Below are 24,968 nucleotides of genomic sequence, written 5' to 3'. Positions count from 1 at the left end.
GATCTGCTGACGGCGGCGGCGGGCGCGGCGCTGGAGGCGGCGGCGCGCGAATGGCTGCGCTCGGACGGCGCCGCCGATCGCGCGGCCCTGCTGGACCGCGCGTTCGAGGTCCTGTCGCCCGGCCCGCCCGGCGCCTGACCCGCGCTCCGCGCCGCGTCATCACCGCCGCCGTGGTCGCCTGCGCCGTCGTCCCTGCGGCGATTCCGGCCCACGGCGCTCGCCCGGGGCTCGCTTCGTGACCGGTCCCGAGCGGGCACGGCGCCGCTTCGCGATCAACCCGCCGTCTCCGGCGCGCGGACGGGCTCGGCACTCCTTCCCGTCGCCCTCGGTGCCGGTGGCCGCTCGCCGCCGGGACGGCGCGGGTCAGGCGGGGCGGGTTCAGGCGGCGGGGAGGTCGAGGTCGCGGCGCAGCCGGTCGGCGCCGGTGAACAGGTGGGCGCGCAGTCCGGCGGCGCGGGCGCCGTCGACGTTGTCCTGGCGGTCGTCGACGAACACCAGGTCGGCGGGGTCGGCGCCGAGCCGCTCGCCGACGTGCCGGTAGATGCGCGGGTCGGGTTTGGCGAGCCGCAGGTCGGCGCTGAAGAAGCGGTGCCGGAACAGCGCGGCGAAGGGGCGCCGTTCGATGTCGCGGGCCAGTTCCAGGGGGGCGTTGGACAGCAGGGCGAGGGGGACGCGGCGGTCGGTGAGCTCGCGCAGGACGGCGAGGGTGCCCTCGTCCAGGTGCGACCACATGTCGACGTCGAGCCCGACGAGGGTATCGAGCAGGTCCTGCCCGGCGGCGCGGCCCAGGCGCCCGCACAGCTCGCCCCAGTATCCGGCGGCGTCGACGGTGCCGAGGTCGTAGGAGCGGCGGCCGTCCCAGTAGGCGTCCCAGAACGCGGCGGGATCGGCGCCCAGGGCCCGCGGTAGCCGGGCCGCGGCGTCCTCGGGCGGCGTGCGGGAGATCACTTCGCCGTAGTCGACGACGACCCACTGCATGACGGTCCTCCTCTGTCGGTCCCCGGTGTCCGTCCCATGGTCTTTCTAACATGTTCGGCGTTAGATTGAACATATGGAGGGTGCGGAAAGGGTGCTGGCGATCGTCGACCGGTTGCGGTCGGCGGAGCGGGTGACGGTGGCGGAGCTGGCGGAGCGGACGGGCTGTTCGGAGATGACCGTCCGGCGGGACCTGGACCGGCTCGCCGAGGAGGGGGTGCTGCGGCGGGTGCGGGGCGGCGCGGTGAGCCTGCTGCTGCGCGGGGAGGCCACGCCGTACGCGGTGCGGCTGCGGGAGTCTGTGCGGGCCAAGCGGCTGATCGCCGAGCGGGTGGGCGCGCTGGTCGCCGACGGCGAGTCGGTGATCCTGGACGGCGGGACGACGACGCTGGAGGTCGCGCGGGTCCTGGCCCGCCGCAGGCTGACGGTGGTGCCGCTGGACCTGCACGCGGCGAACGTGCTGGGCGGCGCGCCGCAGGTGACGCTGCTGGTGCCGGGCGGGCGGACGCTGCCGGGCGCGCTGTCGTTCACCGGTCACCTGGCCGAGACGTCGCTGCGGGCGCTAAGGGTGGACACGGTGGTGCTGGGGGTGTGCGGGCTGTCGCCGCGCGACGGGGTGACGGCGCACGACCTGGCCGAGGTGCCGGTGAAGCAGGCCGCGATCGCCGCGGCGCAGCGGGTGGTGGCGGTGGGCGACGCGGCCAAGTTCGGCCGGACGGGGCTGGGGCACGTGTGCCCGGTCACGGCCCTGGACGTGCTCGTCACCGACGCCGGTGCGCCACGCGACGCGGTCGCGGCGATCGAGGGGGCCGGGGTGACCGTCCACCACGTGTGACGCCTCCCGGGCGTCGCGGCGATGCGGGCCGAGCCCTGAACGCCGAGCCGCTCCGGCGCGGTGTCGTGCCGTCAGCCGGAGGTGTCGGCGGGGCCGTTGAGCAGGGCCGTTCCGAGGTCGGTGGTGGTGTAGCTGACCTCGCGCCTGTAGCGGTGGCTGCTCACCAGTCCGGCGTCGCGCAGGACGGCCAGGTGCTGGGAGACCGTGCCCAGGCTCAGGCCGGTGCGCTGGGCGAGCTGGGTGGTGGTGCTGGGCGAGGTGGTGCCGGCCAGCAGGAGCGCGCGGCTGGCGCCGAGCAGGCGGGCCAGTTCTCCTCCGCCGGGCGGGCGGCTCTGCCAGGCGGTGGCGGCGGCGCGAGCGGGGTAGATGACCGCCGGTGGTGTGGGGCCGGCGCCGTCCAGCAGGTGGCAACGGGTCGCGAAGACCGATGGCGTCAGGGTGATGCCGGTACCCGCGGGGGCGGTGCCGCCGGCGGGCAGGTCGGGTGAGGTGAGCGTGTCCGCCGCCCAGTGGACCCCGGGGTGCAGGTGGTCGAAGACCCGCTGGATGCCGTCCTCGGCGAGCTGGCGGGTGCGGTGGGCGATGTCGGCCTCCAGGACGGCGCGGATGCGCGGCCAGTGGGGCTCGATCGCGGCCTCCCACCAGGCCGATACCGCCTGGGCCAGCGCGGCGGTGGCCGCGGCGGGGTCGGCGGCGGGTGCGCCCAGGGCCAGCAGGTCCGCCTCCACGCGGCCGGGCGGGGTGGCGCGGACGACGGCGAGTTCGTGGTCGAGTTCGGTCAGCGGGCACCGCGGCGGCGGCGTCAGGAACCCGGGCAGCCCGCTGGGCGGACCATGCTGGGCGGCAGGACGGGCGGCGGCGCGCGCGGGCCGGAGAAGAGCCCGCAACGACGCGGTACGGGCGGCGAGCACGGGGTCGCGGTGCAGGGGGGCGGCCGTCCTGAGCCAGGGCAGGTGGGCGGCGTGCGCGCCGGGGTCGGCGGCCGCGCGGAAGCCGGCCAGCGTCTCCCACAGCGGTGAGACGGCGAAGCGGACGTTGACGACGTCGTCGATGGTGAAGCGCACCGAGCCCATCCGCACCTCCCGCTTGTTTCGGCCCAGACTAAAACAGTGGTGGTGGTCCTGGCCGCGTGGTGGTGTTGCCCGTCATGGTGCTTCGTTGTCCGCTTCCGCGTCGCCGTTGTTCTCCGCAGCTCCGCCCGGGGCCGCCGGACGCCGATTTCCGGTGCTTCTGGCTGGCCGACGCCGCCGGTCAGGCGGGGGCCGCGGTGACACTGGTCGCGCTGCCGTTGGTGGCCCTCGGCGTCCTTCACGCCTCGGCCCTGGAGGCGGGCCTGCTGGTGGTGCTGGAGTACGCGGCGTTCCTGCTGATCGGGCTGCCCGCCGGGGCGTGGGTGGACCGGACGCGGCGCCGTCCGGTGCTGTTGGCCGGGGCCGTGGGCCGCGCGCTGCTGCTGGGCTCGGTGCCGGTGGCGTACTGGCTGGACACGCTGACGCTGGCGCACCTGTACACGGTGGCGTTCGGGGTGTCGGTGTGCTCGGTGTTCTTCGACGTGGCGCACCAGAGTTACCTGCCGTCGCTGGTGGCGGCGGACCGGCTGGTGGAGGCCAACGTGCGGCTGGAGAGCACGCGCAGCCTGGTCCAGGTGGCCGGTCCGGGGGTGGGCGGCGCGCTGGTCGCGGTGGTGTCGGCGCCCGCCGCGGTCGCGGTGGACGCGGTGGGGTTCGTGGTGTCGGCGCTGTCGCTGTCGCGCATCGGCCGTGCCGAGCCTCGGCCGTCCGCGGACCCGGGGGCGGGGCTGCGCGCCGAGATCGCCGAGGGGTTGCGGTGGGTGTTCGGGCATCGGCTGCTGCGCCCCCTCACCCTCGCGGCGGCGATCTCCAACCTGTGCGGCACGGTCGGCGCGGCGATGCTGATGGTCCTGCTGAACCGGGAGCTGGGGCTGTCGCCGCTGCTGTGCGGGCTGGTGTTCACCGCCGAGGCGCTGGGCGACCTGCTGGGCGGGCTGCTCACCGGGCGGCTGGTGGCGCGGTTCGGGCAGGGCCGCGCGATGTGCGCCTCGGTGGTGACCAGCGGGCTGCTGTGGCTGGCGGCGGTGCCGCTGTTCCAGGCCGACGGGCGGTTCGCGGTGGCCGTGGCGCTCCAGGGGCTGGGCTGGACGGCGTTCATGACCTTCAAGATCAATGCGGTGGCGGTGCGGCAGCGGCTGTGCCCGGAGCGGCTGCTGGGGCGGATGAACGCCTCGGTGCGGTTCGTGGTGTGGGGCGCGATGCCGGTGGGCGCGCTGATCGGCAGCGTGCTCGGACAGGCCCTGGGAGCGCGGGCGGCGCTGTGGACAGGGGCGGTGGGCGAGTTGCTGGCGGTGGTCCCGATGCTGCTGTCGCCGCTGCGGAACTCCGATGACGGCGAGCTGCGCTGAGGCGGGCCGCCGTGGGAACCGCGTCCGGGCCGCGCGTCCGACGCCCGGGGCGGGCAGTGGCCTGCAGGCCATCATGTGCAAGGATCGGGCCATGGTCGTGTTCGGCGGTGAAGGGCGGCACCGGGTGGCGGTTCTGGTGCGCGACGGCGTGCTGCCGATGGAGCTGGGACTGGTGCACCAGCTGTTCGGGCGGGCGCGGTCGGCGGGCGGAGCGCCGCTGTACGAGGTGGTGTCGTGCGCGGTGGAGCCGGGCCGGGTGCGCACCGACGCCGACTTCGAGGTGACCGTGGGCCGCGGGCTGGAGGCGCTGCGGGAGGCCGAGACGGTGGTGGTCCCCGCCTCGCACGAACTGGACGAGCGGGACCCGGCGCGCGGCCCGGTCCCCGCGGCGCTGGCGGCGGCGCACGCGCGCGGCGCGCGGATCGCCTCGATCTGCACGGGCGCGTTCGTGCTGGCGGCGGCGGGCCTGCTGGAGGGACGGCGCGCGACGACGCACTGGCTGTCGGCCGCGCGGTTCGCCGAGCTGTTCCCCGGCGTGGACCTGGATCCGGCGGTGCTGTACGTCGACGAGGACGCGGTGCTGACCTCGGCGGGCGAGGCCGCCGGGATCGACCTGTGCCTGCACATGATCCGCCGCGATCACGGCGCCGCGGTGGCCGGGGACCTGGCGCGGCGGACGGTGGTGCCGCCGCACCGCGAGGGCGGGCAGGCGCAGTTCATCGTGCGCCCGGTGCCCGAGCCGCGGGTGTCCTCGACGGGCGCGGCGCGGGCGTGGGCGCTGGAGCGGCTGGACCGCCCGGTGACGCTGCGGGAGCTGGCGGCGCGCGAGTCGATGAGCGTGCGGACCTTCACCCGCCGGTTCCGGGAGGAGACGGGGCTGTCACCGGCGGTGTGGCTGGCGCGGCGGCGGGTGGAGCGGGCGCGGCAGCTGCTGGAGGAGACGGACCTGCCGGTGGAGCGGATCGCCGAGCGGGCCGGGTTCGGGACCGCGGCGTCACTGCGGCTGCGGCTGCAGGCGGAGCTGGGGGTCTCGCCCACCGCCTACCGGGCCGCGTTCCGCGGCCGCTGAGGGCCCCGCCCACGGCACGGCCCACGGCCTCACCACCGGCCGGTGCGATCCACGTCCCGGCGCAGGATCCCGTACAGCACCTCGTCGCGGAACCGGCCGTCGCGGAACCCCGTCCCCCGCATGACTCCCTCCCGGGTGAACCCGGCCTTCTCCAGCGCCCGCTGCTCGGCGATGTTGTCGACCTCGGTCTCGGCCTGCACGCGGTTGGCCTGGGTGTGGGCGAACAGGTAGGCCACCAGGAGCCGCTGGGCGCGCGTGCCGACCCCGCGGCCGCGCGCCTCGGGCAGCAGGCTGATCCCGATGCTCCAGCACGACGAACGCCGCCCGGTGACGACCCGGCGGTAGGACGTGTAGCCGACCGCGTCGTCCCCCCGCGCGACCACCAGGGTCCCCGTGTCCTCCCCGAGCAGCCCGTCCTCGGCCCACCGGCGCCGCACCCGGCCCGGGTCGGACCAGCCGCCCCACAGGAACGGCCCGGCCAGCTCGGGGTCACCGTTCAGCCGCTCGATGACCGGCAGGTCGTCCTCGGCGGCGGGACGCAGCTCAACTTGATCGGCCTTCACGGTGGATCACCGTAGGCCCCGCCCCGCCGCACCGCCCCGCCGGGGCCGCCGAAATCGCGTCGCGGCGAACCGGCGCCGTCACTAGGGTCGGGGAATGGACGCGATACCGGAGGCGGCGGAACCGGTCGTGGTGGAGCGCGCCACGGGACTCGGCGGAGAACTGGTCCTGCGCCGCGCGGGCGCCGACTACGAGATCATCAGCAACGGCGTGTTCCTGATGGACACCCGCAACGGCGAGTCCGAGCGGCTGCTGGCCGCCGCCGCCCTGGAGGCGCTGGACGGCCCGGCGCGGCTGCTGATCGGCGGCCTGGGCGTCGGGTTCTCGCTCGCCGAGGCGCTGCGCCACCCCCGCGTCACGGCCGTCACCGTCGTGGAACGCGAACCCGCGGTGATCGCCTGGCACGCCACGGCGCTGCGGCCCTGGTCGCGCGGCGCGCTGGAGGACCCGCGCGTCACCGTCGCGCGCGCCGACCTGCTGGACGTCCTCGCCGACCCCGCGACCGGCGCGTTCGACGTCCTGTGCCTGGACATCGACAACGGCCCCGGCTGGACGGTCACCCCCGGCAACGCCCGCCTCTACGGCCCGGCGGGCCTGGACCTGCTCACCGCGCGGCTGGCACCCGGCGGCGTCCTGGCGGTGTGGAGCGCCGCCGCCGACCCGGCCTTCGAGACGCGGCTACGGCGCCGGTTCTCCGACGTCCGCGCCGTTGCCGTACCCGTACCGCGCGGCGAGCCCGACATGGTGTACCTCGCACGCCGTCCCCTCCCCCGGCGCGGCTGACCGCACGACGCCCCGCGAGCGGCACCCCACAATTCGGCCCGCTCATTTCTGTACACCGGGTGGCCCGGTCCTCAAGGGCGGTTCGCTAGGTTTCGGGCTGACAACACCTTTTTGGGAGGAATTGTGGCCACCGCTCCTGCCGCGCCGCGGCACCCCGCCGTCCTGGGCGATCTCCTGCCCGGTTCCCTGGCCCGCGACGCCGCCCTCGTCGCCGGAGCCGCCGCCCTCGTCGGCGCCGCCGCGCAGCTGTCGCTCCCGCTGCCCGGCACACCCGTCCCCGTCACCGGCCAGACCTTCGCGGTCCTGCTGGCGGGCGCCGCCCTCGGCTTCGGCCGCGCCGGACTCGGCATGGTCGTCTACCTGCTGGCGGGCATGGCGGGCGTGCCCTGGTTCACCGACGGCGCCTCCGGCACGAGCGCGCCCAGCCTCGGCTACGTCATCGGGTTCGTCGTCGCGGCCGCCGTGGTGGGCCGGCTCGCCGAACGGGGCGGCGACCGCACCCCCGCCCGCACGGTCGCGACCATGCTGCTCGGCACGGCCATCATGTACGCGGCGGGCGTCCCGTACCTGATGGCCTCGTTGCACGTGAGCCTCGGCCGCGCGATCGACCTGGGCCTCACCCCCTTCCTGGCGGGCGACGCGCTCAAGGTCGCACTGGCCGCGGCGCTTCTCCCGGCGGCGTGGAAGCTGACCGGAAAGGCCCACGACCACAGGGCCTGACCCGCACCCGGCCCGGGGCGAGTTTGAGCCCCGGCCACCGGGTACGAGCCTTAGCCGCCACGACGACGGGCCGGCCGGCAGGCGCGAGCACCGGCGCCTGGAAGCCGGCCCACCCGGGCGCGCGAGGCATGACCACGGCGGGGCAGCGGCGAAGCGAAGATCAGAAGCCGCCCCACGCGAATACCCGGCCCCTACTGTTTGAACGGGTTCAACTCTCCCGTACAGTGGCATGCGTGAAGCTCGCCGTGACCGCCCCGGATCGCCTGTCCGTCCGCACCGTCCCGGTCGCCGACCCCGGCGATCTCCTCGCCGGCCTACCGCACCCCACCGCACTGGCCTGGGTCCGGCACGGCGAGGGCATCGTCGGCTGGGGCGAGGCCGCCCGCATCACCCTGCCCCCCGGCCCCGACCGGTTCACCGAAGCCGCCCGCCGCCTCGGCGACCTGTTCGACGCCGCCGGCGTCGACGACCCCGTCGGCGTCCCCGGCTCCGGCCCCGTCGCCTTCGGCGGATTCGGCTTCGACCCCGCCTCCCCCGGCTCCGTCCTCATCGTCCCCCGCCAGATCCTCGGCCGCCGCGACGGCCACGCCTGGCTCACCACCATCGGCGACGCCCCCGGCCCCCTCACACCCGCACGCCCGCCCACCCCGCCCACCGGCCTCACCTGGACCGACGGCGCGCTCACCGCCACCGCCTGGCAGAAAGCCGTCGCCACCGCCGTCCACCGGATCCGCACCGGAACACTCGGCAAGGTCGTCCTGGCCCGCGACCTGCACGCCCGCGCCACCGCCCCCATCGACGCCCGCGTCCTGCTCCGCCGCCTCGCCGGCCGCTTCCCCGCCTGCTACACCTTCTCCGTCGACGGCCTCGTCGGCGCCACCCCCGAACTCCTCATCCGCCGCACCGGCGGCGACATCGAGTCACTGGTCCTGGCCGGCACCACCGCCCGCGGCACCGACCCCCGCGACGACACCGACCGCGCCGCACGCCTGTTCACCTCCGCCAAGGACCGCGAAGAGCACCGCTACGCCGCCGAAATGGTCCGCGACGCCCTCGCCCCCCTCTGCGCCCCGCTGCACGTCCCCGCCGAACCCGAACTGCTCACCCTCCCCAACCTCATCCACCTGGCCTCCCCCATCCGCGGCCGGCTCGCCGCAGACCGCTCCGTCCTCGATGTCCTCGCCGCCCTGCACCCCACACCCGCCGTCTGCGGCACCCCCACCGACGGCGCCATGAACCTCATCCGCGAACTGGAGGGCATGGACCGCGGCCGCTACGCCGGCCCCGTCGGCTGGGTCGACGCCCGCGGCGACGGCGAATGGGGCATCGCCCTGCGCTGCGCCCAGATCGACGGCGACCGCGCCCGCCTCTTCGCCGGATGCGGAATCGTCGCCGACTCCGACCCCGCCGCCGAACTCGCCGAAGCCCACACCAAGTTCGGCGCCATGCGGCACGCCCTCGAAGGCCGCCCCCGCCCCTGACCCGCCCACGGCGCGACCACCCCACGACCCCCGTCACACTGGTCACGTGCGCGCGAGCCGACTCCTGTCCCTCCTTCTGCTCCTGCAGACCCGAGGCCACCTCACCGCACGGCAACTCGCCGACGAACTCGACGTCTCCGTCCGCACCATCTACCGCGACGTCGAATCCCTCAACGCCGCAGGCGTCCCCATCTACGCCGACCGCGGACCCGACGGCGGCTACCGCCTCCTCGCCGGCTACCGCACCCGCCTCACCGGCCTCACCACCGGCGAAGCCGAATCGCTCTTCCTCACCGGCATGCCCGGCCCCGCCTCCCAGCTCGGCCTCGGCACCGTCCTCGCCGCCGCCGAACTCAAACTCATGGCCGCGCTCCCCCCGGACGTCCGCTCACGCGCCGCCACCATCCGCGAACGCTTCCACCTCGACGCCCCCGGCTGGTTCCGCACCCCCGACGACGTCCCCCACCTGCACGCCACCGCCGACGCCGTCTGGAACCAGCAGCGCATCCAGATCCGCTACCGCCGCTGGCAGCACCCCCAAGAGGTCACCCGCGTCCTCGACCCCCTCGGCATCGTCCTCAAAGCCGGATCGTGGTACCTCATCGCCCGATCAGACGACACCCTCCGCGCCTACCGCGTCGCCCGCATCCACACCATCCGGCCCCTCCCCGAACGCTTCGACCGTCCCCCCGACTTCGACCTCGCCACCTACTGGGACGACTACACCGAACGCTTCGAAGCCGACTCCTACCCCGACCACGCCACCATCCGCCTGACCCCCGACGGCCTACGCCGCTCCCAGGTCCTCCTGCCACCCGTCATGGCCCGCGCCGCACAACAACAGGCACACCACGCCACCACCGGCAACGGACCGACCGACGGATGGATCCAGATGACCCTCCCCATCGAATCCACCCGCCACGCCCACATCGAGTTCCTCAAACTCGGCGCCGACGTCGAAGTCCTCCACCCACCCGAACTCCGCGCCGCGATGACGGCCACCGCCCACGCCCTCGCGGCCCGCTACCCCACCTGAGCCGACGGCGGCTGGCACACCGGACACCAGAACAGGTTCCGCGCCGCCACCTCCACCGTCCGCACCTCACCCCCGCACACCAGGCACGGCAGCCCCGCACGCCGGTACACGTACACCTCGCCCCCATGACCGTCCACCCGCGGCGGCCGCCCCATCGCCTCCGGCGTGTGCTCCGGCCGCACCGTATCGATCCGCCCCACCCGGACGCCCTCACCCATCAACACCACGAGGTCGTCCCAGATCGCACCCCACTGAGCGCGGCTCAGCGACCGGCCCGGCAACCGCGGATCGATCCCCTGCCGGAACAGCACCTCCGCCCGGTAGATGTTCCCCGGCCCCGCGATCACCGACTGGTCCATCAGCAGCACCGCCACCGGCGTCCGCGTCCGCGACACCCGGCGCCACGCCACCTCCGGATCACCATCGGCCCGCAGCGGATCCGGCCCCAGCCGATCCCGCAGCACCTTCACCTCACCCGGATCCAGCAGCTCGCACCGGTTCGGACCGCGCAGATCCGCGTACTCGGCCCCGCCCACCAACCGCAACCGCACCGCCCCCTCCGGAGCGGGCGCCGGCACCGGACCGAACCCGTACTTGCCATAGATCCCGAGATGGACGTGCAGAACCCGCTCGTCCTCGAACTCCAGCAGCAGATGCTTGCCATGCGCGCCCGCCGACACCAGCACCCGCCCGTCCAGCCACCGCGCCCCCTCGGCGAAACGACCCTGCGGACTGCCGGCGCCAACGGCACGGCCGCCGAACATCCGCTGATGTTCGACGGCCAGACGATGAATGGTGTGTCCCTCAGGCACCACGCCAGCATAGGGCCGGCATCACCGCAGCGGCGCCCCCACCTCACGCATGTGCCCCAGCGCCAGACGATACGACTCCAGCAGCCCCGTCTCCGTGAACGGCAACCCCACCCGCGCGCAATGCTCACGCACCATCGGCTGCACACGCCGCAAGTTACACCGCGGAATCGACGGGAACAGATGATGCTCCACCTGATAGTTCAGGCCGCCCATCAGCCAATCCGTCACCGCACCACCGCGAACGTTCCGCGACGTCAGCACCTGCCGCCGCAGATGCCCCCACCGCTCACCCGGCTCCGGCATCGCCATCCCCTTGTGGTTCGGCGCGAACACGCTCCCCAGATGCACCCCGAACAACGCCTGGTGCAACGCCATCAGCACCAGCGCCTTCCCCGGCGACAGCAACGCGAACGCCAGCGCCGCGTACCCCACCGCGTGCAACGCCAGCAGCCCGCCCTCGACGACCTGCTCACGCCGAGCCCGCCCCCGCAGGAACAGCGCACTGCCCACCTTCAGGTTCAGCCCCTCCAGCGTCAGCAGCGGAAAGAACAACCACGCCTGATGCCGCGTCACCCACCGCAGCACCCCCTCCTTCCGCCCCGCCTGCTCATACGTCCACGACAGGACGCCCTCACCGACATCAGGGTCCTTGCCCACATGATTGGGATTGGCGTGATGACGATTGTGCTTATCGCTCCACCACCCGTGCCCCATCCCCAGCAGCAGATTCCCCAGCAGCAGCCCCAGCCACCGGTTCACCCCAGCCGACCGCGCGATCTGCCGGTGCCCCGCGTCATGCCCCAGGAACGCCGTCCGCGCCGACACCACCGCCAGCGGCACCGCCAGCAGCACCGACCACCACGACCCCCCGGCCCAGGCCACCGCCCCCCACAGGCCGGCCGTCGCCGCCAGGTTCAGCCCGACCGCCCGCACGTAGTACCCGACGCGCCGATCCAGCAGCCCGCTCGCACGGACCTGCCGCGCCAGCGGCGCGAAGTCGCTACCGGCCGTCCGGCCGGAAGCGCCCGGCGCGGCGGGCTGGGCATCGAGGGTCACGGGCATGAAGCCTCCATTCGGAGACGGCCCCTCAAGGCCGTCGTTTTGGAACGTCTACAGAACGCCTCGAAAGCTACAGAGCCCATAACCGAAAAGTCACCATGCTGCGGAGCCATGCTGCCCGTGGCTCGCAGGTCCCGGTCACCACCACCCCGGCTCGCTCACCCGGCCCACTTCTCACCCGGCCGGCCTCCACCCGCCGGCGCGACCCGGACCCTGCGCACCAGAAGGGACAGCACCGTTAGATAGGCTCACAATTCATGAGCGAAGGCACACGGTGGATCGAACTGGACGGCGCGGTGAACGCCCGCGACCTCGGCGGGCTCCCCACCACCGACGGCCGCACCACACGACGCGGACGCGTTCTGCGCGCCGACAACCTCCAGGGGCTGACCGTCGCCGACGTCCGGACCCTGCTCGACGACTACGACCTCAAGAATGTCATCGACCTGCGCAGCGACGCCGAGGTCCGCCTGGAGGGCCCCGCCCCCCTCACCCGCGTCGCCGCCGTCACCGTCCACCACCTCTCCCTGTTCGCCGAAGGCGGCCGCAACACCGACGTCACCGCCGACACCCCCGAGACGCCGCCCGCCGGAATCGACGCCGACAAGATCCTGCCCTGGCAGAACCGGGACGCCGACGAGCCCGAGCAGGAACGCCTGATCGGTCACTACACCGGCTACATCACCGACCGCCCCGACTCCATCGTCGCCGCCCTGCGCGTCATGACCCGCACCGACGGCTCCGCGCTCGTGCACTGCGCGGCCGGCAAGGACCGCACCGGCGTCGTCTGCGCCTTCGCCCTCGACGTCGCCGGCGTGACCCGCGAGGCGATCCTCACCGACTACACCGACAGCGGTGAGCGCCTGGAGGCGATCCTGCGCCGCCTGCGCGCCAGCGACACCTACGCCGCCGACCTCGACTCCCGCCCCGCCGACTCCCACCTGCCCCGCGCAGCGATCATGGAGAAGTTCCTCGCCCGCGTGGACGAGGAGTTCGGCGGCCCCACCGGCTGGCTCACCGCCCACGGCTGGACACCCGAGGACACCGACGCCCTCCGCGACCGCCTCCTCAGCTGACACCGCCCGCCCGCACCCGATCGCGGCATCGGGCACCCGGTGCCGCGATCGGTTCTGGCGTCGGTGTGTAGTTGTGTTAGGGGGCTCTGTGTGGTGCACCGGCCCGGCGCCTTTACGTTGTAAATTAAAGCTTGAACGAGTCGCCGGGTCTGCCCGAAGCCGCGCGTCGTGGCGGTCAGAGCGACAGGACGTCGCGGACGGCCGCGTGCGCGGCCTTGCGCATCTCGGCGTGCAGGACCGCGTTCGCGTCCCGGTCGGTCCGCGCCTCGATGATCCGCAGCCCCTCCCCCGCGATCGCCTTGGGCAGGTCCGCCGCGGCCTCGAGCCGGCGGTACGGCACACCGTGGGCGGCCGCCACCACCTCCAGGTCCACCTGGTGCGGCGTGCCGAAGACGCGCTCGAACGGGCCGCGCAACGCGGCCTGCGGCAGCAGCGAGAAGATGCCGCCGCCCTGGTTGTTCACGACCACGACCGCGAGGTCGGGCCGGCGGTCGCGCGGGCCGATGACGAGCCCGTTCTGGTCGTGCAGGAACGCCAGGTCCCCCAGCAGCGCGTAGGAGCGGCCACTGTGCGCGAGCGCCGCCCCGATCGCCGTGGAGACCAGCCCGTCGATCCCGCTCGCCCCCCGGTTCGCCATGATCCGGATACCGCGGCGCGGGCGCATGACCTGGTCCAGGTCGCGGATCGGCATGCTCGCCGCCGAGAACAGCAGAGACCCGCCCGGCAGCGACGACACCAGATCGCGGGCGAGCCGCGGCTCGCTCACCCCGGGGACCGCGTCCAGCACCGCGTCCACCGCCGTGGCCGCCGCCAGGTCCGCCGTCCGCCACGACTTCAGCCACGCGTCGTCGCCCGAGACCACGGGGATCTCCACCTCCGGCGCGACCTGGGTCGCCGAGCGGACGGGGTCGGGCCAGTGCGCCAGATCCGGCGCCAGGACGATGTGCTCCTCGGCCCGCCGCAGCAGCGACAGCAGCGGACGCGACAGCCCCGGCTTCCCCAGCGTCACCACCACCTCCGGCCGGTGCCGCTCCACGAACTCCGGGACGCCCAGCAGGAAATGGTGCGAGGACAGCGCGTGGTCCCCGTACCGGGCGTTGCCGCTGGGCTCGGCCAGCACCGGCCAGCCCGCCATCGACGCCGCCGCCACGTAACGCTTCACGTTGGCCGCGCCGTCACCGACCACCAGCACCCCGCGGCGCGTCGGCGGGACGTGCAGGACCGAGCCCGGCGTCGCCGCCCGCACCTTCGTCCACGCGCCCGTCACGTCGCCGTCCAGCGGCTCGCACCACGACTCGTCCCCGTCGGGGACCAGCGGCTCGCGGAACGCGGCGTTCAGGTGCACCGGCCCCGGTGCCGGCGCCTGCGCCAGCCCCCACGCCCGGCTCACCAGCGACCGCCAGTACGCCACCATCCCCGGCCGGTTCTCCGGCACCCCGATCTCGGTGCTCCACCGCGCCGCCGTACCGAACAGCTTCACCTGGTCGATCGTCTGGTTGGCGCCGGTGTCGCGGAGCTCGGGCGGACGATCGGCGGTCAGCACGATCAGCGGGACACCCGACTCGTGCGCCTCGATCACCGCCGGATGGAAGTTCGCCGCCGCCGTCCCCGAGGTGCACACCAGCGCCACCGGACGCCCGGACCGCTTCGCCATGCCGAGCCCGAGGAACGACGCCGACCGCTCGTCGATCCGCACGTGCAGCCGCAGCCGCCCGTCCTCCTCCGCCGCGTGCAGCGCCAGCGCCAGCGGCGCCGACCGCGACCCCGGCGCCAGCACCACGTCGGTCATGCCGCACCGCGTCAGCTCGTCGACCAGGACGGTGGCCAGCGCCGTCGCCGGGTTCACCGGTCCGCCCCGAGCACCGGCGGGCCGCCCAGATGGGCCTGCGTCTCCAGCACCCGGCGCCGCCACGGCCCGGGGTCGGCGCTCTCGTGACGGCGCAGCGCCGCCTCGTCGGGGACGGGCCGCCGCACCGCGATCTCCCCGCCCACCGGGCGCAGCGGACCATGGACGACGTCGCCGCCCAGCAGCGGCAGCGTGCCCAGCCCGCACGCGTACGGAAGCTCCGGCAGCGCGGCGGCCAGCGCCACGCCCGCCGCCAGCCCCACCGACGTCTCGACGGCGCTCGACACCACCACCGGGAGCCCGCACGCCTCCGCCACCCGCAGCGCCTCGGCCACCCCGCCGAGCGGCTGCACCTTCAGCACCGCCACGTCGGCGGCCCCGGCGGCGCGCACCCGCAGCGGATCCTCGGCGCGGCGGATCGATTCGTCCGCCGCGATCGGCACGTCCACCCGCCGCCGCACCAGGGCCAGCTCCGCCAGCGTCGCGCAGGGCTGCTCGACGTACTCCAGCTCCCACCGGTCCAGCGCCCGGATCATCCGGGCGGCGTGGTCGACGTCCCAGCGCCCGTTGACGTCCACGCGCACCCGGCCGTCCGCGCCGAGCGCGTCGCGGACGGCCTCGACCCGGGCCATGTCCTCGGCGTCGCCCTGCCCCCGCTCGGCGACCTTCACCTTCGCCGTCCGGCAGCCCGACATCTTCGCCATCGCGAACGCCTCGTCCGGGCCGACCGCCGGAATGGTCACGTTCACCGGGATACGGTCGCGCAGCGGCGCGGGCCACCCGGTGTGCGCGGCCTCCCGGGCAGCCGCCAGCCAGCGGGCGCACTCCGCCGGGCCGTACTCGGCGAACGGCGAGAACTCCCCCCAGCCGGCGGGCCCCTGAAGCAGGACGCCCTCCCGCCGCGTGAGACCGCGGAACCGCGTCCGCATCGGGATGGAGTAGACCCGCACCCGCTGACCCCCTGCCCTGCTGCGACCACCACCGAACCACGACATTCCGGACGACACGCCGAGCGTCGAACCATTAGTAGTACCACGGGAACCGTGACCAATCGGGGTCGCGCTTCTCCAGGAAGGAGTCACGCCCCTCGGTGGCCTCGTCGGTCCCGTACGCCAGCCGCGTCGCCTCCCCGGCGAACACCTGCTGCCCCACCAGCCCGTCGTCCACCAGGTTGAAGGCGAACTTCAGCATCCGCTGCGCCGTCGGGCTCTTCCCGTTGATCTTGCGGGCCCAGTCCAGCGCGGTCGCCTCCAGCTCGGCGTGCGGGACGACGGCGTTCACCATGCCCATCCGGTGCGCGGCCTCGGCGTCGTAGACGTCACCCAGGAAGAAGATCTCCCGGGCGAACTTCTGGCCCACCTGCCGCGCCAGGTACGCCGACCCGAACCCCCCGTCGAAGCTCGCGACGTCCGCGTCGGTCTGCTTGAAGCGGGCGTGCTCGCGGCTCGCCAGCGTGAGATCGCACACCACGTGCAGGCTGTGCCCGCCGCCCGCGGCCCACCCCGGCACCACGCAGATCACGACCTTGCCCATGAAGCGGATCAGCCGCTGCACCTCCAGGATGTGCAGCCGCCCCGCCCGCGCCGGGTCGATCGTGTCGGACGTCTCGCCCTCGGCGTACTTGTACCCGTCCTTGCCGCGGATCCGCTGGTCGCCACCGGAGCAGAACGCCCAGCCGCCATCGCGGGGGGACGGCCCGTTGCCCGTCAGCAGGACGCAGCCGACGTCACTGGACATCCGCGCGTGGTCCAGCGCCCGGTACAGCTCGTCCACCGTGTGCGGGCGGAACGCGTTGCGCACCTCCGGCCGGTTGAACGCCACCCGGACCGTGCCGTGATCGACGGCCCGGTGGTAGGTGATGTCGGTGAACCCGAACCCCTCGACCTCTTTCCACGCGTCCGCGTCGAACAGCTCCGAGACCATGGCGACCTTCCCGTCGGCGAGCGCCCGCCGCCGGCGTCGCGGCGGACGTGCCCCATTCAACCGCCCCGCCGTTTGAACGCGTTCAGCGGGGTCGTCTACGCTGGCGTGACCATGGACCGCCGCCTGCACGCCGTCGTCCTCCCACCGGGCCCCCGCCTGCTGGGAGCGCTCGCCGCCGCCCTGGACGGCACCGGACCCGCGATCTGCCCCCTGTCCCCCGACCTGCCCGCACCGGCGCTGCGCACCCTCCTGGACGCCCTCGTCCCGGACGCGGTCGAGACCGCGGACGGCGTCACCGCCCGCCGCGGGCCCGCGCCCGCCGTCCCCGTCGCGCCCGGCACCGCCGTGCTGATCGCCACGTCCGGCTCCACCGGTGCGCCCAAGTTCGTCGAGCTCACCGCCGCCGCCCTGCGCCACTCCGCGACCGCCACCCTCGCCCGCATCGGCGCGGCCCCGGGCGACCGGTGGCTGTGCTGCCTGCCCACCAGCCACATCGCGGGCGTCCAGGTCCTCGTGCGGTCCCTGGTCGCCGGCAGCGACCCGGTGATCCTGCCTCACTTCGACCTCGCCGCCGTGACCGCCGAGCACGACGTCCACATCGCGATGGTCCCGACCCAGTTGCGCCGCCTGCTGGACGCCGGAACGGACCTGTCGCGCCTCGGCACGGTCGTGCTCGGCGGGGCCGCGGCGGCGCCGGGCCTGCTCGCCGAGGCCCGTGCCCGCGGCGGGCGGATCGTCACCACCTACGGCATGAGCGAGACCTGCGGCGGCTGCGTCTACGACGGCGTCCCCCTGGACGGGACGCGCGTCGCCCTCGGGCCGGACGGCCGGATCCGGCTGGCCGGGCCGGCGCTCTTCTCCGGCTACCGGTTGCGCCCCGAGGAGAGCGCCGCGGCGCGCGACGGGGAATGGTTCGTCACCCGCGACCTCGGCGCGCTGGAGGACGGCCGGCTGCGGGTCCGCGGCCGGCTGGACGACGTGATCAACACCGGCGGCGAGAAGGTCGTCGCGGGCGAGGTCGCCGCCGCGCTGTCGCGCCACCCCCGCGTCCATGACGTCGTGGTCGTGGGCCGTCCCGACCCCGAATGGGGCGAGCGCGTGACCGCCGTGATCGTGCCCGTCCCCGGCGCGGCCACCGCCCCCGGCCTTCCGGAGCTGCGCGCCCTCGTCCGCGAGACGATGCCGGCCTACGCGGCGCCGCACGAGGTGGAGCTCGTCGAGGCCATCCCCCTGCTGGCCTCGGGAAAGCCCGACCGGGCCCGCCTGCGCTCCTCCTCGGCCGCGGGCGCGTGATCCCACCGGCGCACGGTCCCGCGCTTGGCGGGCCGTTGGCAGGGGGAGGACGTCCAGCATGGCGGAACAGGGCCGCGCGGCGGGTGAAGAGAGCGTCCTGACCGTCCTGCTCGCGCTGGCGGCCAACCTCGGCATCGCCGTCGCCAAGATCGTCGCGGCCCTGATCACCGGCTCGGCGTCGCTGGCCGCCGAGGCGGCGCACTCGGTCGCCGACACCGTCAACGAGGTGCTGCTGCTCGTCGGCCTGCGCCGCAGCGGCCGCCCCGCCGACCGGCGTCATCCGCTCGGCTACGGCAAGGAGCGCTACATCTGGACCCTCCTGGTCGCCGTCGCGATCTTCGGAATGGGCGCGCTGTTCGCGTTCTACCAGGGCGTCCAGACGTTCACCGGGCGCCATGCCGCCGAGGCCGGATCCGCGGTCGGGTACGCCGTCCTCGGGGTGTCGTTCGCGCTGGAGGGGATCTCCTGGCGCCAGGCGGTACGGCAGGTGCGGGCCGCGGCGCGCGCCGAGGACCTCCCTCTCGCCGCCTACATCCGCCGGACGGACGAGCCCACCGCGGTCAGCGTCCTGCTGGAGGACTCGGCCGCGCTGGTGGGGCTGCTGCTGGCCTTCGCCGGGCTCGGCCTCCACCAGCTCACCGGCGTGGCGGCCTGGGACGGCGCCGGGTCGGTGCTCATCGGCGTGCTGCTCACCGCCGTCGCGCTGGTCCTCGGGCGGATCAACCTCAACCTGCTGATCGGCAACCAGGCCGATCCGCGGCTGGTCGCCGGCGTCCGGGAACGGCTCGGCGCGGCCCCCGAGGTCGAGCAGGTCGTGGACCTCGTCACGCTGACGGTCGGCGCCGACCGGGTGCTGGTCTGCGCCCGCCTGGACTTCCGCGACTCCCTCAGGGCCGGGGACGTGGAGCGCGCCTGCGTCCGGATGGGGCGGGAGCTGCGCGCGGCGCACGAGGAGATCGACGAGGTCTTCCTCGAACCGGTCCCCCGGGACGACCCTGAGCTGCGAGAACGCGTTATGGCGCGCTATGGTCGGACAATGCGGCCGCAGGGCCCGGACCAGCGGTGATATCGGTCACGTTTCAGCCGCCCCGGCCCTTTACACAGTAAGGTCGCGCCGGAGGACCGGACGGTGTGACCGGCCCTCCAGGAGCAGCGTCGCTCCGGGCCATCCCCGCTGGACCGTTCCCCGACGGCCGGGTGCGCGCCCGGCCGATCCGGGCGTTCGGGAACAACGGACCCGCCGTGCGACGTTCCGATAAGTGCGCGCGCCACCAGCGAACGACAATCCGCGTCGCACCCACACCACCGAAGGGAGGGGGGTGTCCCCATGCCGCGAACCGCCGCTGAGACCCCGCTCACGGAGTCGACGAGCCCCGCACTCGACGAGCTCCTCGAGCGTGGCCGTGTCCAAGGGCACCTCTCGCTCGACGAGGTGAGGGCGGCCTTCGAATGCGCCGGGATCAGCCCGGCCCAGGGGCGCTCCATCCTCCGCGAGCTCTCCGACTCCGGCATCAGCCTCGCGGGCGAGGGCGACCCCGCCCGGCGGGCCGCCGCCAACCGCCCCGCCGGCCGCACCCCCGACCGCGCCGGCGACGAGACCGCGCGAGCGGGCGAGGCCCCCGCGGCCAAGGGCCGCAAGCGCACCGCGAAGAAGACCGCCACGGCCGCCGAGCGGCGCGCCACCGGGAAGTCCACCACCGGGAAGTCCGCCCCCGCCGAGCCCGCGGCCCCCGCCGACTCCCCGGCCGACTCCCCCGCCGAGGACGAGGCGTTCGACGTCGCCGAGGTCGAGGTCGAGTCCCCCGCCGATCTCGACGACCACTCGACCACCATGGGCGACTCCGTCCACACCTACCTCAAGGCGATCGGGCGGCGCCAGCTCCTCACCGCCGAGCAGGAGGTCGACCTCGCCAAGCGCATCGAGGCCGGCCTGTACGCCGAGCACAAGCTCGAAACGCAGAAGCTCAGCCCCCGGATGCGCGTCGACCTGGAGTGGGTCGCCGCCGACGGCCACCGCGCCAAGGCCCACATGCTGGAGGCCAACCTGCGCCTCGTGGTGTCGGTCGCGAAGAAGTACTCCGACCGCGGCCTGTCGCTCCTGGACGTCGTCCAGGAGGGCAACCTCGGCCTGATCCGCGCCGTCGAGAAGTTCGACTACTCCAAGGGCTACAAGTTCTCCACCTACGCGATGTGGTGGATCCGGCAGGCGATCCAGCGCGGCTTCGCCGACTCGGCCCGCACGATCCGGCTGCCCGTCCACGTGCTGGAGATGCTGAGCAAGCTCAGCCGGGTGGAGCGGGACATGCACCAGCGCCTCGGCCGCGAGCCCACCCCCGAGGAACTGGCCGTCGAGCTGGACAAGAGCCCCGACCAGATCCGCGAGCTGCTGCGCACCAGCCGCCAGCCGATCAGCCTGGACTCCACGATCGGCGAGGACGGCGAGACCCGCATCGGCGACCTCATCGAGGACACCGACAGCCCCGAGGCCGCCGAGCTGGTGGACCGCCAGCTGATGGCCGACCAGCTCCGCCGCACCCTGGACGTCCTGTCGCCCCGCGAGGCCAAGATCATGGCGATGCGGTTCGGGCTGTACGACGGCACGCCCCGCACGCTGGACGAGATCGGCCGGGCGCTCGGGCTGACCCGGGAGCGGATCCGCCAGCTGGAGAAGGAGTCGCTGTCCAAGCTGCGGCACCCCAGCAACGCCAGGCCGCTGCTGGACTTCGCCGTCTGAGTCGTCCGCCGGGCCTCGCGCCCGGACACGACGTGAGAGGGGCCCGCCGGAGATCGGCGGGCCCCTCTCACGTTCCCGGGTCGTGCCAGGACGGCGCCGGCCCCGGGGTCAGCAGCCCCGGACGGCGAACGCCAGGAACTGGGTGACCTCGCGGGCGTCGAAGTTGTCGTCGGAGCCCACCACCAGGGAGCACTCCCCCGACCTCAGCCGAGGCCCCCAGGCCAGGCCCTCCAGGTTCTGCACGGGGTCGCTGAACCGCCCGAGGTCGGCGACGAGCCGCTTGGTCACCGGACGGTACCGCCGGTCACCGGCCAGCGCGTCCACCGCCAGCACGTTCGTCGCGCCGCGCACGTCGAACTCGTACAGCTTCACCTTGTAGTTCACGCCCTCGATCCACGAGCGTTCCAGCGCCAGGTACCGGTGACCGTCGACCGCGAGGATCTCCGACACCCCGCTGTCGGTCGTGCCCGTGGGCGGGACGGGCGCCGCGGGCAGCCGGTCCACCGGGTAGGCGTACTGCGCCCGCAGCCGCCCGCGCCGGTTCCACAGGGTGAGCCTGGTCACGGCGCCGTGCTCGGTGGTCGGCGGCTCGCCGTCCTCGTAGCGCGGGCCCTCGACCATGGCGGCGACGCCGTGCGGAGTGAAGGTGAGCCCTTCGAAGCCGAAGTTGCGGCGCGGTCCCCGGTGGCCCGTGGTGAGCCTCAGGTTCGCGGGGAGCGGCAGCCCGCCCTCGAAGCGGCCGTCCCGCCCGGACCAGCGGACGAACAGGTCCGACAGCGGGATGCCCTCGTGCGTCTCGTCCGGGCGGTCGCCCTCGTGGCCCCACAGCAGCCGCCCGCCGTGCCGGTCGAAGCGGATCGTCTCCGGGTCGGCCGAGTCCGGCTTGCCGTAGCCGGGGTAGGGGGTGCCGTCGGGACGCTTCAGCGTGGTCACGCCGGTGAGCCGGACCCCGGTGAAGGCTCCCGTGGCGGGGTCGATGTCCAGGCGGCCGCTGTAGAAGCGGGCGGGGTCGTACCTCCACCGGTCGTCGGAGATGAAGTACCAGGTGCCGGTGCGCGGGTCGCGGTCGAAGCCCGAGAGCCCGCCGACCGTGGTGCCCTGGAACTTCATCAGGTGCGGCAGGCGCCGCTCACCCAGGAACCGGGTGATCCGCACCCCCCGCGGCGCGGCCTGCGCCGGACCCGCGGGCGTCCCGGCGCGCCCGGCGGACGCCCGCGCCGGGGGCGTCCGCCCGTCCATGACGACGGCGGCCGGAACCACCGCCAGGACGGCCGCGACCGCCGCACACCCACGCCTGCCGACCTTGTGCATACTTGAGCGCATGTCACCCTCTGCAAGGACTTGGATCCGACCCGTAGGCACAGGGTAGCGGGCGCGCTCAGTCCGCCCGGCGGAACTCCAGGATCGCCACGCCCATGAGTCCGAAGCCCATCGCGAGCACGATGAGGATCTCCAGCCAGACCGGAACGACCCAGCCGTTCCAGGTGACGCCGGGGTTGAAGGTCCTCTCCAGCGCGGGCGAGACGTCCAGGTGCGCGAACACCGCCTGGCGCAGCGGGTCGACGGCATAGGTGAGCGGGTTGAAGCGGGTGAGGATGGTCAGCCAGGTCGGAAGCCCGTTCAGCGGGTAGAGCGCGCCGGACAGGAACATCATCGGCATCATCGCCATCTGCATGAGGCCGAAGAACGACTGCATCGTCTTGATGCGCGCGGCCATCATCACGCCGAACCCGGTCAGCGCGAACGCCCCGACGAACATCAGGCCCAGCAGTTGCAGCAGCAGAAGGGGGTCGTAGGGAACGCCCGCCAGCCCCGCCAGTGCGACGATCACGGCCCCCTGCACGGTCGCCACGAACGCGCCGCCGATGCACTTGCCCACCACGATCGCGCTGCGGCTGACGGGCGCGACGAGCATCTCGCGCAGGAAGCCGAACTCGCGGTCCCACACGATCGACCCGGCGGAGAACATCGCGGTGAACATCACCGACATCGCGCAGACGCCGGGGAAGATGAACGTCTTGAGGTCGACCCCGCCGCGGGCGCCGCCGCTGGTGATCAGGTTGGACAGGCCGGTGCCCATCACCAGCAGCCACAGCACCGGCTGGATGAGCCCGGACACCATCCGCAGCTTGTCGCGCCAGAACCGGATCAGCTCCCGGTGCAGCACGATCTTCACGGCGCGCAGGTCGTGCCGGACGCTGCGCTCGGGCACCCGGACCCCCGCCACGCCGGGGGCCGGCGCGGCCGTCTCCACCCCGCTCGTCACTCTCATCTCCTCGCCGCGCGCATCATCATGCGCAGCCGGTCGCTCGTGGTGGACTCGGCGTCGCGGATCGTCGACCCGGTGAAGGACATGAACACGTCGTCCAGCGACGGCCGGGACACGCTCACCGACCGGATCGGCACGCCCAGCCCGCCGAACAGCCGCGGCACGAACTCCTCACCGGCGGGCACGGAGAAGGTCACCGCGCCCTCCGACACGACCGCGGCCAGGCCGAACCGGTCGGCGAGCGCCGCGATCGCGGCGGTGTCGTCGGCGGTCTGGATCCGCACCCGGTCCTCGCCGACACCGGCCTTGAGCGCCTCGGGGGTGTCCAGCGCGACGATGCCGCCGGAGTCCATGATGGCGATCCGGTCGCAGTACTCCGCCTCGTCCATGTAGTGGGTCGTCATGAAGATGGTGATCTCCTCGGACTCCTTCAGCTGGCGGATGTACTCCCAGATCGACGCCCGGGTCTGCGGGTCCAGGCCGACCGTGGGCTCGTCCAGGAACAGCACCCGGGGCGAGTGGAGCAGGCCGCGCGCGATCTCCAGCCGCCGCTTCATCCCGCCGGAGTAGGTCTGCGCCAGGTCGCCGCGCCGGTCCCACAGCCCGACCATCTCCAGCACCTGCCGGATCCGGGGACCGGTCACCTGCCGCGGCACGCCGTACAGCTCGGCGTGGAAGCGCAGGTTCTGCTCGCCGGACAGGTAGCCGTCGAGCGTGGGGTCCTGGAAGACCAGGCCGATGTTGCGGCGCACGTCGTCGCGCTCGGTCACGATGTCGTACCCGGCGACCCGCGCCTTGCCGCCGGAGGGGCGCAGCAGCGTGCAGAGCATGTTGATGGTCGTCGACTTGCCCGCCCCGTTCGGGCCGAGGAACCCGAAGATCTCCCCCGGGCGGACGGCGAACGCGATCCCCCGCACGGCCTCCACCTCGCCGAACCGCTTGATCAGGCCGTCGACCTCGACGGCGGACTCCCCGTCCGGCATGGATCCCCTCATTCTGCATTATTTGGGCATTCCAACAATAGGGGTACCCTATCTTTTACGTCAAGAGACATTGGACCGTCCAAGGAGTCGCCGTGCCGGACCGGCCGGACCCGCTGCGCGGGTCGCCCTCCTACCTGCTGTTCGAACTGGTCAGGCTCATGCGCCGCACCTCGATCGAGGCGGCGCCCGAGAACGGCATGCGGCTCCCCCACCTGTTCGTGCTGTCCTGCGTGGCGCGCCTCGGGCCGCTGTCGCAGCGCGAGGTCAGCGAGCACCTGCGCATCGACCCCGGCGACCTGGTCGGCATCGTGGACGCGCTGGAGGACGCCGGGCACGTCCGGCGCAGCCGCGACCCCCGGGACCGCCGCCGCTACGCGCTCGAGGTCACCGAGGCCGGGCGGCTGTCCCTCGGCCGCGGTCGCGCGCACCGGGACGAGCTGGACGAGCGGCTCTTCGCGGCGCTGGCGCCGGACGAGCTGGAGGGGTTCAAGGAGATGATGCTGCGAATCCTCTCCCGGCACGACCCCCGGTTCGCCGCGGCGGCCGGCTCCTCCCCCGAACCGGGCTCCGGCTCCGGCTCCGGCGATGAGCCGCGGCCCCGCGTCGTGTCCCCCCGCGTGGAGGCCGAAGCGGTGAGGATCATGGCCACCGCCCTGGAGGACGAGATCACCGGCACGGGGGCGCGCACCGCCACCGAGGCGGCCCGTTCGGGAACCGGCCGCCCGCCCCCGCCCCGCTGACCGCGCGTCAGCCTCTCCCAGACGGCCTCAGACGACGCGGACCAGAAGACCCCACAAAGCCCCACGGCGCCCGTCATGACCGCGCGCCAAACTCATACACACCGGCCGGGACACGCTGTCCACGCCGCGAACCGACGCCCCGTCGCGCGTACGCTCTACGCCAGCGGCCAGACACCCCGAAGCGGTGGCCCGCCCGAGCGAAGGACCACCACAGCGGCAGCGGCGCCGCGAGCCGGGCCCGTCGCGCGTGCGGACCGGCACCGGCACCGGCGCCGGCGCCGGCGCCGGCAGCCAGGACACCACGAAGCGGCGGCCCGCAGTACCCTTCGAGCCCCGTCGTGAGCCGGCCGGGGG

Annotated in this window: 24 protein-coding genes; 13 read left to right on the top strand and 11 right to left on the bottom strand. The window is 74.0% G+C overall.

The window, feature by feature from the left end; translation table 11 throughout:
- The first annotated feature begins 3 nt into the window (after positions 1 to 3).
- A complete protein-coding gene (locus tag E1291_RS45190; protein ID WP_207400896.1) occupies positions 4 to 138 on the top strand; it encodes a hypothetical protein in 135 nt (44 codons plus the stop codon).
- A 240-nt stretch (positions 139 to 378) separates the two neighbouring features.
- Here E1291_RS45190 and E1291_RS23490 read toward each other — a convergent pair whose 3' ends face one another.
- Complete coding sequence (locus E1291_RS23490) at positions 379 to 978, bottom strand: HAD family hydrolase (protein ID WP_131740139.1); 600 nt, start codon at positions 976 to 978, stop codon at positions 379 to 381.
- Between the two features lie 73 nt (positions 979 to 1,051).
- Between E1291_RS23490 and E1291_RS23485 the strand changes: the two genes are divergently transcribed.
- Positions 1,052 to 1,810 (top strand): DeoR/GlpR family DNA-binding transcription regulator, encoded by a 759-nt coding sequence (locus E1291_RS23485; protein WP_131740138.1) that lies wholly within the window; start codon positions 1,052 to 1,054, stop codon positions 1,808 to 1,810.
- A gap of 71 nt (positions 1,811 to 1,881) precedes the next feature.
- Here the strand turns inward: E1291_RS23485 and E1291_RS23480 are convergent, their stop codons facing one another.
- Positions 1,882 to 2,883 carry a DUF5937 family protein gene (locus tag E1291_RS23480; RefSeq protein WP_131740137.1) on the bottom strand — a complete coding sequence of 334 codons (1,002 nt, stop codon included), beginning with the start codon at positions 2,881 to 2,883 and terminating at the stop codon, positions 1,882 to 1,884.
- 74 nt (positions 2,884 to 2,957) lie between these two features.
- Between E1291_RS23480 and E1291_RS23475 the strand changes: the two genes are divergently transcribed.
- Positions 2,958 to 4,229: an MFS transporter gene (locus E1291_RS23475; RefSeq protein ID WP_131740136.1), complete on the top strand. Its 1,272-nt coding sequence runs from the start codon at positions 2,958 to 2,960 to the stop codon at positions 4,227 to 4,229.
- A 91-nt stretch (positions 4,230 to 4,320) separates the two neighbouring features.
- Positions 4,321 to 5,298 (top strand): GlxA family transcriptional regulator, encoded by a 978-nt coding sequence (locus tag E1291_RS23470; protein ID WP_131740135.1) that lies wholly within the window; start codon positions 4,321 to 4,323, stop codon positions 5,296 to 5,298.
- A 29-nt stretch (positions 5,299 to 5,327) separates the two neighbouring features.
- On the opposite strand, the gene E1291_RS23465 is transcribed toward E1291_RS23470, so the two are convergent.
- The gene (locus E1291_RS23465; protein WP_131740134.1) at positions 5,328 to 5,861 is read right to left on the bottom strand and encodes a GNAT family N-acetyltransferase; all 534 of its coding nucleotides are present in this window, start codon (positions 5,859 to 5,861) and stop codon (positions 5,328 to 5,330) included.
- Between the two features lie 94 nt (positions 5,862 to 5,955).
- Between E1291_RS23465 and E1291_RS23460 the strand changes: the two genes are divergently transcribed.
- From E1291_RS23460 to E1291_RS23445, 4 genes are all read left to right on the top strand, one after another.
- Entirely contained in the window at positions 5,956 to 6,642 is a 687-nt protein-coding gene (locus E1291_RS23460; protein ID WP_131740133.1) for a spermidine synthase, read from the top strand.
- 123 nt (positions 6,643 to 6,765) lie between these two features.
- Positions 6,766 to 7,362: a biotin transporter BioY gene (locus E1291_RS23455; protein ID WP_131740132.1), complete on the top strand. Its 597-nt coding sequence runs from the start codon at positions 6,766 to 6,768 to the stop codon at positions 7,360 to 7,362.
- Between the two features lie 233 nt (positions 7,363 to 7,595).
- Complete coding sequence (locus E1291_RS23450) at positions 7,596 to 8,843, top strand: isochorismate synthase (RefSeq protein ID WP_131740131.1); 1,248 nt, start codon at positions 7,596 to 7,598, stop codon at positions 8,841 to 8,843.
- Positions 8,844 to 8,889: 46 nt separating this feature from the next.
- On the top strand, positions 8,890 to 9,879 hold the full coding sequence (locus E1291_RS23445; protein WP_131740130.1) for a helix-turn-helix transcriptional regulator: 990 nt from the start codon (positions 8,890 to 8,892) through the stop codon (positions 9,877 to 9,879).
- Here E1291_RS23445 and E1291_RS23440 read toward each other — a convergent pair.
- Both E1291_RS23440 and E1291_RS23435 read right to left on the bottom strand, forming a co-directional pair.
- Positions 9,867 to 10,691, bottom strand: coding sequence for an Fpg/Nei family DNA glycosylase (locus tag E1291_RS23440; RefSeq protein ID WP_131740129.1), 825 nt, complete (start codon positions 10,689 to 10,691; stop codon positions 9,867 to 9,869). The two genes, E1291_RS23445 and E1291_RS23440, sit on opposite strands and share 13 nt — an antisense overlap.
- 21 nt (positions 10,692 to 10,712) lie before the next feature.
- Positions 10,713 to 11,753 carry a fatty acid desaturase family protein gene (locus E1291_RS23435; RefSeq protein ID WP_131740128.1) on the bottom strand — a complete coding sequence of 347 codons (1,041 nt, stop codon included), beginning with the start codon at positions 11,751 to 11,753 and terminating at the stop codon, positions 10,713 to 10,715.
- A 254-nt stretch (positions 11,754 to 12,007) separates the two neighbouring features.
- On the opposite strand from E1291_RS23435, the gene E1291_RS23430 reads away from it, so the two are divergent.
- Positions 12,008 to 12,826 (top strand): tyrosine-protein phosphatase, encoded by an 819-nt coding sequence (locus E1291_RS23430; protein WP_131740127.1) that lies wholly within the window; start codon positions 12,008 to 12,010, stop codon positions 12,824 to 12,826.
- A 175-nt stretch (positions 12,827 to 13,001) separates the two neighbouring features.
- Here the strand turns inward: E1291_RS23430 and menD are convergent, their stop codons facing one another.
- The 3 genes from menD to E1291_RS23415 are packed head-to-tail and all read right to left on the bottom strand — an operon-like array spanning position 13,002 to position 16,595.
- A complete protein-coding gene (gene menD / locus E1291_RS23425) occupies positions 13,002 to 14,672 on the bottom strand; it encodes a 2-succinyl-5-enolpyruvyl-6-hydroxy-3-cyclohexene-1-carboxylic-acid synthase (RefSeq protein ID WP_131740126.1) in 1,671 nt (556 codons plus the stop codon).
- Positions 14,669 to 15,667, bottom strand: a complete 999-nt coding sequence (locus tag E1291_RS23420) for an o-succinylbenzoate synthase (RefSeq protein WP_131740142.1) — start codon at positions 15,665 to 15,667, stop codon at positions 14,669 to 14,671. Before E1291_RS23420 ends, menD begins: the two co-directional genes overlap by 4 nt.
- Before the next feature lie 28 nt (positions 15,668 to 15,695).
- Entirely contained in the window at positions 15,696 to 16,595 is a 900-nt protein-coding gene (locus E1291_RS23415; RefSeq protein ID WP_131740125.1) for a 1,4-dihydroxy-2-naphthoyl-CoA synthase, read from the bottom strand.
- 111 nt (positions 16,596 to 16,706) lie between these two features.
- Between E1291_RS23415 and E1291_RS23410 the strand changes: the two genes are divergently transcribed.
- The 3 genes from E1291_RS23410 to E1291_RS23400 all read left to right on the top strand — a co-directional run bounded on the left by E1291_RS23410 (position 16,707) and on the right by E1291_RS23400 (position 20,622).
- Positions 16,707 to 17,888, top strand: a complete 1,182-nt coding sequence (locus tag E1291_RS23410) for an AMP-binding protein (protein ID WP_131740141.1) — start codon at positions 16,707 to 16,709, stop codon at positions 17,886 to 17,888.
- A gap of 58 nt (positions 17,889 to 17,946) precedes the next feature.
- A complete protein-coding gene (locus E1291_RS23405) occupies positions 17,947 to 18,954 on the top strand; it encodes a cation diffusion facilitator family transporter (protein WP_131740124.1) in 1,008 nt (335 codons plus the stop codon).
- Between the two features lie 261 nt (positions 18,955 to 19,215).
- On the top strand, positions 19,216 to 20,622 hold the full coding sequence (locus tag E1291_RS23400) for an RNA polymerase sigma factor (RefSeq protein WP_131740123.1): 1,407 nt from the start codon (positions 19,216 to 19,218) through the stop codon (positions 20,620 to 20,622).
- Between the two features lie 108 nt (positions 20,623 to 20,730).
- Here E1291_RS23400 and E1291_RS23395 read toward each other — a convergent pair whose 3' ends face one another.
- From E1291_RS23395 to E1291_RS23385, 3 genes are read right to left on the bottom strand one after another with little or no spacing between them, the layout of a single operon-like run.
- The gene (locus E1291_RS23395) at positions 20,731 to 21,945 is read right to left on the bottom strand and encodes an esterase-like activity of phytase family protein (RefSeq protein WP_242614328.1); all 1,215 of its coding nucleotides are present in this window, start codon (positions 21,943 to 21,945) and stop codon (positions 20,731 to 20,733) included.
- A gap of 55 nt (positions 21,946 to 22,000) precedes the next feature.
- The gene (locus E1291_RS23390) at positions 22,001 to 22,888 is read right to left on the bottom strand and encodes an ABC transporter permease (protein WP_242614327.1); all 888 of its coding nucleotides are present in this window, start codon (positions 22,886 to 22,888) and stop codon (positions 22,001 to 22,003) included.
- 2 nt (positions 22,889 to 22,890) lie between these two features.
- Positions 22,891 to 23,874 (bottom strand): ATP-binding cassette domain-containing protein, encoded by a 984-nt coding sequence (locus E1291_RS23385; protein WP_131740121.1) that lies wholly within the window; start codon positions 23,872 to 23,874, stop codon positions 22,891 to 22,893.
- Between the two features lie 92 nt (positions 23,875 to 23,966).
- On the opposite strand from E1291_RS23385, the gene E1291_RS23380 reads away from it, so the two are divergent.
- Positions 23,967 to 24,614, top strand: a complete 648-nt coding sequence (locus E1291_RS23380; protein WP_131740120.1) for a MarR family winged helix-turn-helix transcriptional regulator — start codon at positions 23,967 to 23,969, stop codon at positions 24,612 to 24,614.
- Positions 24,615 to 24,968 lie beyond the last annotated feature (354 nt).

It is taken from the genome of Actinomadura roseirufa, from assembly GCF_900659635.1.
In the GTDB taxonomy this organism is placed as follows: Bacteria; Actinomycetota; Actinomycetes; order Streptosporangiales; family Streptosporangiaceae; genus Spirillospora; species Spirillospora roseirufa.
Note: the sequence above shows the minus strand (reverse complement) of the source record. Positions and strands in the feature narration are given on the sequence as shown.

What these genes read in the sequence shown, in the direction of transcription:
- E1291_RS23490 (WP_131740139.1), bottom strand. Translation starts at nt 978, where the DNA reads ATGCAGTGGGTCGTCGTCGACTACGGCGAAGTGATCTCCCGCACGCCG.
- E1291_RS23485 (WP_131740138.1), top strand. Translation starts at nt 1,052, where the DNA reads ATGGAGGGTGCGGAAAGGGTGCTGGCGATCGTCGACCGGTTGCGGTCG.
- E1291_RS23480 (WP_131740137.1), bottom strand. Translation starts at nt 2,883, where the DNA reads ATGGGCTCGGTGCGCTTCACCATCGACGACGTCGTCAACGTCCGCTTC.
- E1291_RS23475 (WP_131740136.1), top strand. Translation starts at nt 2,958, where the DNA reads ATGGTGCTTCGTTGTCCGCTTCCGCGTCGCCGTTGTTCTCCGCAGCTC.
- E1291_RS23470 (WP_131740135.1), top strand. Translation starts at nt 4,321, where the DNA reads ATGGTCGTGTTCGGCGGTGAAGGGCGGCACCGGGTGGCGGTTCTGGTG.
- E1291_RS23460 (WP_131740133.1), top strand. Translation starts at nt 5,956, where the DNA reads ATGGACGCGATACCGGAGGCGGCGGAACCGGTCGTGGTGGAGCGCGCC.
- E1291_RS23435 (WP_131740128.1), bottom strand. Translation starts at nt 11,753, where the DNA reads ATGCCCGTGACCCTCGATGCCCAGCCCGCCGCGCCGGGCGCTTCCGGC.
- E1291_RS23430 (WP_131740127.1), top strand. Translation starts at nt 12,008, where the DNA reads ATGAGCGAAGGCACACGGTGGATCGAACTGGACGGCGCGGTGAACGCC.
- E1291_RS23420 (WP_131740142.1), bottom strand. Translation starts at nt 15,667, where the DNA reads ATGTCGTGGTTCGGTGGTGGTCGCAGCAGGGCAGGGGGTCAGCGGGTG.
- E1291_RS23415 (WP_131740125.1), bottom strand. Translation starts at nt 16,595, where the DNA reads ATGGTCTCGGAGCTGTTCGACGCGGACGCGTGGAAAGAGGTCGAGGGG.
- E1291_RS23410 (WP_131740141.1), top strand. Translation starts at nt 16,707, where the DNA reads ATGGACCGCCGCCTGCACGCCGTCGTCCTCCCACCGGGCCCCCGCCTG.
- E1291_RS23405 (WP_131740124.1), top strand. Translation starts at nt 17,947, where the DNA reads ATGGCGGAACAGGGCCGCGCGGCGGGTGAAGAGAGCGTCCTGACCGTC.
- E1291_RS23400 (WP_131740123.1), top strand. Translation starts at nt 19,216, where the DNA reads ATGCCGCGAACCGCCGCTGAGACCCCGCTCACGGAGTCGACGAGCCCC.
- E1291_RS23395 (WP_242614328.1), bottom strand. Translation starts at nt 21,945, where the DNA reads ATGCGCTCAAGTATGCACAAGGTCGGCAGGCGTGGGTGTGCGGCGGTC.
- E1291_RS23385 (WP_131740121.1), bottom strand. Translation starts at nt 23,874, where the DNA reads ATGCCGGACGGGGAGTCCGCCGTCGAGGTCGACGGCCTGATCAAGCGG.